10 protein-coding genes are annotated in these 10,667 nt (G+C 59.5%); 5 read left to right on the forward strand and 5 right to left on the reverse strand.

Annotated features, from left to right (window positions below; translation table 11 throughout):
• The first annotated feature begins 185 nt into the window (after nt 1-185).
• Both QMX93_RS12420 and QMX93_RS12425 read left to right on the forward strand, forming a co-directional pair.
• Complete coding sequence (locus QMX93_RS12420; RefSeq protein WP_053122787.1) at nt 186-788, forward strand: Yip1 family protein; 603 nt, start codon at nt 186-188, stop codon at nt 786-788.
• Nucleotides 789-916: 128 nt separating this feature from the next.
• Nucleotides 917-1,411: a SprT family zinc-dependent metalloprotease gene (locus QMX93_RS12425; protein ID WP_053122789.1), complete on the forward strand. Its 495-nt coding sequence runs from the start codon at nt 917-919 to the stop codon at nt 1,409-1,411.
• Between the two features lie 109 nt (nt 1,412-1,520).
• On the opposite strand, the gene QMX93_RS12430 is transcribed toward QMX93_RS12425, so the two are convergent.
• Together QMX93_RS12430 and QMX93_RS12435 are read right to left on the reverse strand one after the other, a co-directional pair.
• Nucleotides 1,521-2,702: a CaiB/BaiF CoA-transferase family protein gene (locus QMX93_RS12430; RefSeq protein ID WP_282356232.1), complete on the reverse strand. Its 1,182-nt coding sequence runs from the start codon at nt 2,700-2,702 to the stop codon at nt 1,521-1,523.
• 231 nt (nt 2,703-2,933) lie between these two features.
• Nucleotides 2,934-4,268, reverse strand: a complete 1,335-nt coding sequence (locus tag QMX93_RS12435) for a dicarboxylate/amino acid:cation symporter (protein ID WP_053122793.1) — start codon at nt 4,266-4,268, stop codon at nt 2,934-2,936.
• 352 nt (nt 4,269-4,620) lie between these two features.
• Here QMX93_RS12435 and QMX93_RS12440 point away from each other — a divergent pair, with 352 nt between their 5' ends.
• Entirely contained in the window at nt 4,621-5,619 is a 999-nt protein-coding gene (locus QMX93_RS12440; protein ID WP_282356235.1) for an AraC family transcriptional regulator, read from the forward strand.
• A gap of 335 nt (nt 5,620-5,954) precedes the next feature.
• Here the strand turns inward: QMX93_RS12440 and QMX93_RS12445 are convergent, their stop codons facing one another.
• The 3 genes from QMX93_RS12445 to QMX93_RS12455 form a co-directional block, all read right to left on the reverse strand.
• Entirely contained in the window at nt 5,955-7,301 is a 1,347-nt protein-coding gene (locus QMX93_RS12445) for an ATP-binding protein (protein ID WP_053122797.1), read from the reverse strand.
• Nucleotides 7,298-7,975, reverse strand: a complete 678-nt coding sequence (locus QMX93_RS12450) for a response regulator transcription factor (protein WP_053122799.1) — start codon at nt 7,973-7,975, stop codon at nt 7,298-7,300. The genes QMX93_RS12445 and QMX93_RS12450 overlap by 4 nt, the downstream gene beginning before the upstream one ends.
• A gap of 150 nt (nt 7,976-8,125) precedes the next feature.
• A complete protein-coding gene (locus QMX93_RS12455) occupies nt 8,126-8,731 on the reverse strand; it encodes a hypothetical protein (RefSeq protein ID WP_053122800.1) in 606 nt (201 codons plus the stop codon).
• Nucleotides 8,732-8,875: 144 nt separating this feature from the next.
• Here QMX93_RS12455 and QMX93_RS12460 point away from each other — a divergent pair, with 144 nt between their 5' ends.
• Both QMX93_RS12460 and QMX93_RS12465 read left to right on the forward strand, forming a co-directional pair.
• Complete coding sequence (locus QMX93_RS12460; RefSeq protein WP_282356239.1) at nt 8,876-9,667, forward strand: dienelactone hydrolase family protein; 792 nt, start codon at nt 8,876-8,878, stop codon at nt 9,665-9,667.
• A gap of 195 nt (nt 9,668-9,862) precedes the next feature.
• Nucleotides 9,863-10,582 carry a 4'-phosphopantetheinyl transferase gene (locus tag QMX93_RS12465; protein ID WP_282356241.1) on the forward strand — a complete coding sequence of 240 codons (720 nt, stop codon included), beginning with the start codon at nt 9,863-9,865 and terminating at the stop codon, nt 10,580-10,582.
• The last annotated feature ends 85 nt before the right edge of the window (nt 10,583-10,667 follow it).

Raw genomic sequence — 10,667 nt, forward strand, 5'->3', positions numbered from 1 at the left:
ACCCAAGGCGATTAAGCCCCGTGTTTACAGCGCGATTTGCTCTAAGCCCCTAATACCTGTGCGGTTAAGTCCTTTCTATACTGCGACATAAGGTCGCACACATCCATGACCTGACTTTGCTCGGCCTCATTGGCCCGTAGGCGCTCCGTTGGGGGGCGATGGCAATAACAAGAGGAGTGACTGGCATGATCCATCACGTAGTGGGACTTTTTACCCACCCCGATCAGGAATGGAAGGAAATCCGTGGCGACCAAGAGGAAAGCATCAGCCACATGTATCTGACGCACACGCTGATTCTGGCGGCGATCCCCGCCATTTCGGCATTTATCGGCACCACTCAGGTCGGCTGGGTGATCGGCAACCGCGCACCGGTGATGCTCACCGTTGAAAGCGCGATCTGGATGACCGTCATGTCGTACCTGGCGATGCTTGGCGGCGTCGCGGTCATGGGCGCTTTCGTGCACTGGATGGCGCGTACATACGACGCCAACCCGAGTCTGGCCCGTTGTGTCGCATTCGCCACTTACACCGCAACACCGTTGTTTGTCGGCGGACTGGCGGCGCTGTATCCGCATATGTGGCTGGGGATGATCGTCGGCACGGCGGCCATCTGTTACACGGTTTATCTGTTGTACGTGGGGCTGCCGACGTTCATGAATATTCCGTCGGATGAAGGTTTCCTGTTCTCAAGCTCAGTGCTGGCGGTGGGTCTGGTGGTGCTGGTCGCCATCATGGCATTTACCGTGATCGTCTGGGGGCTGGGCGTAGGGCCCGTATACACCAACTAGCAAACGTCTTGTTCATAAAGGCCGCCGCGAGGCGGCCTTGTCGTTTGCCGGATGACCATTCGGCAGCTCGACGATTCGCAAGTCCCCAGGGTTGCGGCATACTCGACGTCTCTGGAGATCCATCAAGCATGCCCGAGCAACTCAATACCCGCGTCGAAGACTGTTACCAACTCGCTGAATCCTTTTTCAAACGTCACTTCCAACGCCCTGTCGTCAGTCTCAAGCTGCGCGGGCAAAAAGCCGGTGTCGCGCATTTGCACGAGAACCTGCTGCGCTTCAATCCGCAGCTGTACCGGGAAAACACCGAACATTTCCTAAAACAAACCGTGGCCCACGAAGTTGCGCACCTGATCGCCCATCAGTTGTTTGGCGACCGCATTCAGCCGCACGGCGAGGAATGGCAATTGATCATGCGCGGGGTTTACGAACTGCCGCCGGATCGCTGCCATACCTACGCCATTAAACGTCGCAGCGTTACCCGCTATATCTACAAATGCCCGTGCGTGGACAGTGATTTTCCGTTCTCGGCGCAGCGGCATAGCCTGGTGCGGCAGGGGCGGCGGTATTTGTGTCGTAGCTGCCGGAATACCTTGGTGTTCAGTGGTGAGATGCGGGTGGAATGACCCCCCGATCGTTCCCATGCTCGGCGTGGGAACGCCGCCATGGACGCTCCGCGTCCACTGTGACGCAGAGCGTCACGGGATTCATTCCCACGCAGAGCGTGGGAACGAGCTAAAGAATGACCTTGGCCCGCCGCAGCTCCGCAATTTTCGAAGCACTAAACCCCAACGCCTCCAACACCTCATCCGTATGCTGCCCCAACACCGCCCCGACATGCCGTGGTGCCGGTAAATCCTCGGAAAACTTCAACGGACACGCCATCTGCGCCTGCGTCGTGCCATCCCCGCGCGGCACCTGCGTCACCAGTTCGCGCGCCTGCAACTGCGGATGCCGCACGGCCTCACTCAAATTCAACACCGGCTCGACACACGCATCGATCCCGGCAAACAGCTCGCACAGTTCAGCGAAGTCATGCCGTTCGAACTCGATCTTCAAAGCCTCCTTCAGCGCCCGCTGCTGCTCAGGTTTCGGCGACAAGCCTTGCGCCGCCAACTCCGGCCGGCCCAGCGCCGTACACAGCTGCTGCATGAACGCCGGCTCGAGACTGCCAACCGACATCCAGCGCCCATCCCGCGAACGGTAATAGTCGTAAAAGCTGCCGCCATTGAGCATCTGGTCTTCCCAGCCCGGCTCCTCGCCGCAAGCGAGATAACCGGCGCCGGCCATGGCATTCAGGCTGAATGCGCAATCGGTCATGCTGACGTCCAGATGGGTACCCTGCCCCGTTTGCTGACGCGCAATCACCGCTGCGAGTAAACCGATCACCCCGTGCAACGAACCACCGGCGACATCCGCCACTTGCATACCCAACGGCAACGGCCCGCTGTCGGCGCGTCCCGTGTAGCTGGAGAGCCCGGCGAGGGCGAGATAGTTGATGTCATGACCGGCGCGATCCTTGTACGGGCCGGTCTGGCCGTAACCGGTGATAGACACGTAGATCAGTTTTGGATTGATCGCCTTCAACGCTTCATAACCCAGGCCCAATCGATCCATCACGCCGGGACGAAACTGTTCCAGGACGATGTCGTGATCCGCCAGCAATTGCTTGATCACCTCGAGCGCTTCGGGCTGCTTGAGATCCAGCGCCAGACTGCGCTTGTTGCGATTGAGATAGGCGTGACTGGCAGACATCCCGCCATCGTGCGGCGGTAATACGCGCAGCAGATCCATGCGCGTCGGCGATTCGATACGCAGCACCTCGGCGCCCATGTCCGCCAACAACAGCGACGCGAACGGCCCCGGCAACAGCGTGGAGAAATCGAGGATTTTCAGTGAGGCCAGCGGTGCAGACATGGGCGAACTCCTTGGGCGATGCACCCAGCCTAGGCAGCCATTGCCGATGCAGCAATCACCGGATATGTCAGCGGGTGTGACCGTTACGCTCAAATCGCAGGCAATAAAAAACCCTGTGGTGAAGGGGTTTATCCCCGTTGGACTGCGCAGCAGGCCCCTTCTCTTATCTTCAGAAGGGGCCGCTTCGCGACCCAACGGGGATAAATCCCCTCACCACAAGGGCTTTTTTACTTACTTGACGCTGCTCGGGGTTGGGCCTTCAGCCACACCCAGATCATCTTCAGGACGGGTATCAGCGATACCGCGACCACCCGAGGCCAGCTCGGATTGCAGTACGTCGGTGTCCAGCTCTTTCACCCACTTGGCAACCACGATGGTCGCAACAGCGTTGCCCACCAGGTTGGTCAGTGCGCGTGCTTCGGACATGAAGCGGTCGATACCGAGGATCAGCGCCAGACCGGCCACTGGCAGGTGACCTACTGCCGACAGGGTGGCGGCCAGTACGATGAAGCCCGAACCGGTCACACCGGCTGCGCCTTTGGAGGACAGCAGCAGCACCACCAGCAGAGTGATCTGGTGCGTGATGTCCATGTGCGTGTCAGTTGCCTGAGCAATGAACACAGCGGCCATGGTCAGGTAGATCGCGGTGCCGTCGAGGTTGAACGAGTAACCGGTCGGGATCACCAGACCCACTACCGATTTCTTCGCGCCCAGACGCTCCATCTTGATCAGCATGCGCGGCAGTACCGATTCCGACGACGAAGTGCCGAGTACGATCAGCAGCTCTTCACGGATGTAACGGATCATTTTCAGCACGCTGAAACCGTGCATGCGGGCGATGCCGCCGAGCACGATCAACACGAACAGCAGGCAAGTGATGTAGAAGCAGATCATCAGTTGACCCAGCTGCACCAGCGAACCCACGCCGTAAGCGCCGATGGTGAAGGCCATGGCACCGAAGGCACCGATTGGCGCGAGCTTCATGATCATGTTGATGATGTTGAACATCACGTGGGCGAAGCGATCGATGAAGTCGAGGATCGGACGGCCGTAGTCACCCAGGCGATGCAGGGCGAAGCCGAAGATCACCGAGAACATCAGCACTTGCAGGATGTCACCGGTGGCGAACGCGCCGACGATGGTGGTCGGGATCACGTTGAGCAGGAAGCCGACAACGCTTTGGTCAGCGCCCGCCGCTACATAGGAAGCGACTTTTGAAGCGTCGAGGGTGGCGACGTCGATGTGCATGCCGTTGCCGGGCTGCACAATGTTGACCACAACCAGACCAACCAGCAGAGCGATGGTCGAAACGATTTCGAAGTACAGAAGCGCGTAACCACCGGTCTTGCCGACCGATTTCATGCTTTGCATGCCAGCGATGCCGCTGACCACGGTGCAGAAGATGATTGGAGCGATGATCATTTTGATCAGTTTGATGAACCCGTCACCCAGCGGCTTTACCGCCACGCCGAACTGCGGGTAGTAATGACCAAGCGCGATACCGATGATGATCGCGATGATCACCTGGAAATACAGGGATTTGTACAGTGGCTGACGAGTCGTCATTGCAAGTTTCCTCAAGAGCCCCGCGTGCAACATCCATCTGTTACGCCGCGAAACCTGAATTGCGAACCCTCCTGCACTGGAGGGATTTGTTGTTGGAGCGGCGTTTTCCGGGCGGGATAAACGCACGCTTCTGTCGCTCTTATCGCAAACGCCGTGCCACTTTGGTGCATTTCGCAGCAAGCCTTTTGACATCAAGGGCTGCAGGTGTTTTCAGTGTCACCTTCCGGTGAGTTGAGTGTGGCGGATTTCCGCCAACTCGCCGCTTGTCGTCCTACAATTTGGCGGAAATCCGCCTTGTTGCTCGCATCACCCCCGGCTACCATCCCGGCGCTTGAGGAAGGATTTGTCGCTTATGCGCGAACGCACCATCGCCAGTCATTTCGCCCGTGCCGCCCTCGGTGGCGCACGCCGCCTGGGTTTCGACTATTCGAGCCTGTTGCTGCAACTGGGCATCAGCCCGGAATTGCTCGACGAACCTCGCGCGCGTCTCGCGCCGGAACAGTTCACTCAATTGATCCAGGGCCTGTGGCTGGCGCTGGACGACGAATACCTCGGTTTCGGCAATGCACCGAGCAAGCCCGGCAGCTTCGCGATGATGTGCCACGCCTCTATTCATTGCCGCAATCTGGAGAAGGCTCTGCAACGCGGCTTATTGTTTTATAGCCTATTCCCGCAAGGCCCGCGCCTGACCCTGAGCCGCGAAGACGAATGGGTACGTTTGAGCCTTGATGATTCGCAATTGTGGGATCCGGATCATTTTCTCACCGAGAGCCTGCTGGTGATCTGGCATCGCCTCGGCAGTTGGCTGATTGGCCAGAGGATTCGGCTTGAGCAGGTGACGTTCAGCTATCCGCGCCCCGAACACGGCGCGGAATACGATTTGCTGTTTCCCTGCCCGATGACGTTTGCCAGCGATCAGAGCAGCCTGCTGTTTCACAGCCGCTACCTGCACATGCCGTTGTTGCAGGACGAGCGCACGCTCAAACACTTCCTCGAACGCTCCCCGGCCGACCTGCTCTCGCGCCCGGACGATGGCGACAGCCTGAGCAGTCGGTTGCGCCGCTTGCTCAGCCGTGACAGTGCGAATTGGCCGGATCTGGAAGCGGTGGCCGCGCAGATGCACATCAGCCCGCAGACGTTGCGCCGGCATTTGCGTGAGGAAGGCACGAGTTTTCAGGAGTTGAAGGATCAACTGCGGCGGGATATCGCCATCTACCATTTGGGACGCGCGGATTTGTCGTTGCAGCAGATTGCCGAGCAGTTGGGGTTTTCTGAGCCGTCGGCGTTTCACCGGGCGTTCAAGAAATGGACGGGGCTGACGCCGGGGGCTTATCGGGCGCAGGAACAGTGAGGCACCACATCAAAAGCCCCTCACCCTAACCCTCTCCCGGAGGGAGAGGGGACTGATTGGGGGATGCTCGAAATCTCCGCCGACCTGAAACTTCACTGTTGAATCCATATTCAACACAAACCGCTCAGGTCGATCATTTTCCACAGGCACTTAGGTCAGTCCCCTCTACCTCTGGGAGAGGGGACTGATTGGGGGATGCTCGAAATCTCCGCCGACCTGATACTTCGCGGTTGAATCCATAATCGACTGGCTATTTCAGGTCGGTGGATAACGCCAGACACCTCGGTCAGTCCCCTCTACCTCTGGGAGAGGGTTAGGGTGAGGGCAGCCCCCGATCACACCGCCGGAAAATGAATCCTGAACGCCGCCCCACCCATCGGTGAATCCCCCAGCGTCAGCTTGGCGCTGTAACTCTCGATGATGTCCTTGACCACCGCCAAGCCGATCCCCTGCCCCGGATGCTGGGCATCCAGCCGTTCGCCACGTTCGAGAATCCGCGCACGCTGATCCGGTGGTACACCAGGGCCATCATCCTCGATGCACAGTTCAACCCCGGCGTGATTTTCGCGCACGCTGATGCGCACTTCGCCCAGGCACAGGCGATAAGCGTTTTCCAGCAGGTTGCCCATCATCTCCAGCAAGGCGCCCTGCTCGATCGGCACGTAACAATGCTCCGGCAGATCAAACGCCACGCGTACATGTTTGTCGCGATAGACCTTGTCCAGCGTGTCGCAGAGGCTTTTCAGCACCGGTTGCAAGCGCACCTGATGGCGCACCAGACCGCTTTTGCGCAGGCTCGCGCGTTGCAGTTGGTAGCCGATCTGTTGGCTCATGCGTTCGATCTGCGATTGCAGCACCCAGGCCTGATCGCGATCTTCGGGGCGCTGGGCCATGTCTTCGCTGACGCCTTGCAACACCGTCAACGGGGTTTTCAGGCTGTGCGCGAGGTCATCGAGGGAGTCACGATAGCGGCTGCGCTGCTGGCGTTCGCTGTGCAGCAAGCGGTTGAGCGAGCCGGTCAAGCGCAGCAGTTCGCGCGGGTGTTGTTCGGTGAGGCTTTCGCGGGTGCCGCCTTCGATTTCGTCGAGTTCCTGACTCAGTCGGCGCAACGCTTTTAAGCCCCAGGTCAGGCCGATCCACAACAGCGCCAGCAACACCAGCAAAGCTGCGCCGAAACCGAGGTAGAGGTTTTCGCGCAAGCCTTCGAGGGTGACTTCGTATTCGCGCACCGGTTGCAGGGCGACGATGCTGAACGCCGCACTTTTGCCGCCGAGCAGTTTGACTTCGACGTCATAGACGAAGAATTCCTGACCGTTGGCCTCACGAATCCGCGCGAACTCGTTGCCGAGGCCGTCGTAGCGCGGTTTGTAGTTGATCTGTTCTTCCTGGGTGGCTTTCGAGCGCCAGACCAAGTGCCCTTCGCGGTCGTAGATGTAACCGAGCAGACGGAAATCGGTGAGGTTGAAACGCTCGTCCGGCAACTGATTCGGCATCACCAGCCGACCGTTTTCAATGCGTGCGGCAGAGATCAGCGTGGTGACGTCCGAAGCCAAGCGCTGTTCGATCGAGTCCTGCAACGCGAGGCTGAACGCGCCCTGCATCGCCGGGAGCAAGGCGAGCATGAACAACACCGCCAACGTGGTGGCGGCGAGCATCAGCCGGACGCGAAGCGAACGAATCAAGTGCAGCGCTCATTGAACAGGTAGCCGAGGCCGCGCACGGTGTCGATCGGTTTGAACCCGGCCGGGCCTTCGAGTTTGCGGCGCAGGCGGCCGACCAGCACTTCGATGACATTCGGATCGCGCTCGTCGTCGTCCGGGTAGAGCTGTTCCATCAAGCGATCCTTGGGCACCACTTGCTGGTGATGGCGCATGAGGTATTCGAGGATGCGGTATTCGTAGGCGGTCAGCGCCAGCGGTTGTTCGTCGAGGGTCGCCTGCTTGCGATTGAGGTCGAGCAGCAACGGTCCGGCGACGATGGTCGACTGGGTGAAACCGCTGGAGCGGCGCAGCAAGGCATTCAGGCGCGCGTCGAGTTCTTCGAACTGGAACGGCTTGACCACGTAATCGTCGGCACCGGCAGCGAGGCCTTCGACCTTGTCCTGCCAGTTGCCGCGCGCGGTGAGGATCAGGATCGGAAAGGTCTTGCCGCCCGAGCGCAACTGGCGGATCAGGTCGAGGCCGTTCATGCCCGGCAAGCCGAGATCGATCACCGCCAGATCAAAGTTGAACTGCCCGGTCTGGTACAGCGCCTCTTCGGCATTGGCCACGGACTCGACCACGTGACCGCTCTCCGTGAGGCGGGTTTGCAGGTGATGGCGCAACAGCGCCTCATCTTCGACGACCAACAGTTTCATAACGCTCTCCCGGGTAAATCCAGAATCTCCAAAAACACACCTGTAGGAGCAAAGCTTGCTCGCGAAAGCGGTGAATCAGTCAATTAGAAGTCGACTGATCCGGCGCCATCGCGAGCAAGCTTTGCTCCTACAATGATTTCGCTGTCGTCCTCAGAAGTTGTAGTTGGCCGACAGGTAAGTCTGCGCGCTGCTGTTCAGATCCAGCGAGCCTTGTTTGCTGCCGCCGCTTTCTTTCATTTCGGTGCTGGCGTTGCTCATCAGGTAACGATAACCGAGTTCCACCGAGGTGTTCTGGGTGACTTGTTGCAACACACCCAACTGCCCGCCGACCGCATAACCGATGTCACTGTCGCGGCTGTAGCCTGGCGAATCCTGAGTCAGTTTAGTCAGACCCGCCGTGGCACCGCCGAACAACTTGGTGCTGCCGCCCACCGGGTAGAACAGATCGTAGCTGCCGAGCAGATTTTCCTGCCGCAGTTTAATGCCATTGTGCGAGCCCGACACGTTGTCGTAGGTGGCGTAGTAGCGACCCTGGCTGTTTTGCTGACCGAGGCGTACGCCGTAAGTGTTGTTGCCATCGATGGCGCCGGTGGCGTTCGGGTGGCCGAGGTTGTCGTTCAGCGCGTTGGACTTGTCGATCTTGTCACTGGTCTGGCCGAAGGACAGGCCGGCGAAGTTGGTGGTGTCGTCGGCATTGGCCGCGAGGCTGGAGCCCAACAGGGTAAATGCCAGCAGCAGTTTGTTTATACGAGTCATGGGTATTTCCTCTTTCACAGTGCTGTTTGGGTATGGCGCAAGGTTACTGACCAGCCCCTGTACCGCCCCTGAACCGTCTCTGAACCTGACCTGAACCAAATCGTCTAGGCTGTTTTGACCACTTTCGATAAAGAGACCCCGACCATGCGCCTGTTCCTCGCCCTCACTTTGCTGGCGGTCAGCAGCCTGACTCAGGCAGCGATCAAGACCGAAGAAATCCCCTACCAGAGTGCCGACGGCACCAAACTGATCGGCTATTACGCTTATGACGACGCTATAAAAGGCGCACGCCCGGGCGTCGTCGTGGTGCATGAATGGTGGGGCCTGAACGATTACGCCAAACGCCGAGCGCGTGATCTCGCCGAGCTTGGCTACAGCGCGCTGGCGATTGATATGTACGGTGAAGGCAAGAACACCGAGCACCCGAAGGATGCGATGGCGTTCATGCAGGCGGCGAGCAAGGATGCGGCGGCTTCGAGCAAACGCTTCGAAGCCGGGCTGGATTTGCTGAAGAAGCAGCCACAGACCGACGTGAACAAACTCGCGGCCATCGGTTATTGCTTCGGCGGTGGCGTGGTGCTGAACGCGGCGCGTCAGGGTGAGCCGTTGTTGGGCGTGGTGAGTTTCCACGGCGCGTTGGCGACCAATACGCCGGCGACGCCCGGCAGTGTGAAGGCGAAAATTCTGGTGGAGCATGGCGCGCTGGACAGCATGGTCACGCCGAACAACGTCATCGCCTTCAAGTCGGAAATGGACAAGGCCGGGGCCAACTACAAGTTCGTCACGCTTGAGGGTGCCAAGCATGGCTTTACCAACCCGGATGCGGATCGTTTGAGCCATGGCGAACATGGTGGTCCGGATATTGGTTACAACAAGGCGGCGGATGAAAAATCCTGGGCGGACATGAAAGCGTTCTTCCAGAAAATCTTCAGCTAACCGTCCCCGACCCTGATCGTTCCCACGCTCTGCGTGGGAATGCAGCCCGGGACGCAGAGCGTCCCAACGCGGACGCAGAGCGTCTATTGAGACATTCCCACGCAGAGCGTGGGAACGATCAAGATCGCAGCCTTCGGCAGCTCCTACACGGGCAGGCACTGGTCAGCGTGGGTGCTAACCGGCAAAATGCCCGCCATGAACCTCACCCTCCCCGCCTGCTGCACCCCGCTCGATGCCGATTGGCCGTTGCCCTCGGTGCTGGCCGATACCGTGCTGCTCAGTACTCACTTCGATCCGGCGCAACTGCTCGGCGATGACTTTCGTCGCAGCGCCATCGAGCCGCCGCCGAGCATTCAGCGTTCGGTGGCCAAGCGTCAGGCTGAGTTTCTCGCGGGGCGGATCTGCGCACGGGCAGCGTTGCAGCAACTGGAAGGCTCCAGCGTGGTTCCGCCGATTGGCGAAGATCGCGCACCGGTGTGGCCGGCGCATATCTGCGGCTCGATCACCCACAGCACCGGGCGCGCAGCAGCGATTGTTGCCAATAAACAGCACTGGCGCGGTTTGGGCATGGATCTGGAAAACCTGCTCAACGCCGAACGCGCCGAACGCCTCGCCGGAGAAATTCTCACGCCGGCGGAAATGCAGCGCATGGCGGCAGGCTCGTGGGATCAGTTGGCGTTATGGGTGACGCTGACGTTTTCGGTGAAGGAGAGTTTGTTCAAAGCGCTGTATCCGATTGTGCAGAAGCGCTTTTACTTCGAGCATGCGGAAGTACTCGAATGGACTGAGGCGGGTGAGGTTCGGTTGCGGCTGCTGACGGATTTGTCGGCTGAGTGGTGTAGCGGGACGGAGCTGGATGCGCAGTTTGGCGTGCGGGATGGGCAGTTGTTGAGTTTGGTCAGCATTAAGGCCTGAGGATTTGTAGGGTGGCCGCTGACCCCATCGCGAGCAGGCTCACTCCTACAGGGGAACGCATTCCAAATGTAGGAGTGAGCCTGCT

Origin of the sequence: Pseudomonas sp. PS01303, from assembly GCF_029959385.1 — a bacterium.
Classification (GTDB): domain Bacteria; phylum Pseudomonadota; class Gammaproteobacteria; order Pseudomonadales; family Pseudomonadaceae; genus Aquipseudomonas; species Aquipseudomonas rustica.

Coding starts and splice junctions, on each gene's coding strand:
- QMX93_RS12420 (WP_053122787.1), top strand. CDS start 186: ATGATCCATCACGTAGTGGGACTTTTTACCCACCCCGATCAGGAATGG.
- QMX93_RS12425 (WP_053122789.1), top strand. CDS start 917: ATGCCCGAGCAACTCAATACCCGCGTCGAAGACTGTTACCAACTCGCT.
- QMX93_RS12430 (WP_282356232.1), bottom strand. CDS start 2,702: ATGTCTGCACCGCTGGCCTCACTGAAAATCCTCGATTTCTCCACGCTG.
- QMX93_RS12435 (WP_053122793.1), bottom strand. CDS start 4,268: ATGACGACTCGTCAGCCACTGTACAAATCCCTGTATTTCCAGGTGATC.
- QMX93_RS12440 (WP_282356235.1), top strand. CDS start 4,621: ATGCGCGAACGCACCATCGCCAGTCATTTCGCCCGTGCCGCCCTCGGT.
- QMX93_RS12450 (WP_053122799.1), bottom strand. CDS start 7,975: ATGAAACTGTTGGTCGTCGAAGATGAGGCGCTGTTGCGCCATCACCTG.
- QMX93_RS12455 (WP_053122800.1), bottom strand. CDS start 8,731: ATGACTCGTATAAACAAACTGCTGCTGGCATTTACCCTGTTGGGCTCC.
- QMX93_RS12460 (WP_282356239.1), top strand. CDS start 8,876: ATGCGCCTGTTCCTCGCCCTCACTTTGCTGGCGGTCAGCAGCCTGACT.
- QMX93_RS12465 (WP_282356241.1), top strand. CDS start 9,863: ATGAACCTCACCCTCCCCGCCTGCTGCACCCCGCTCGATGCCGATTGG.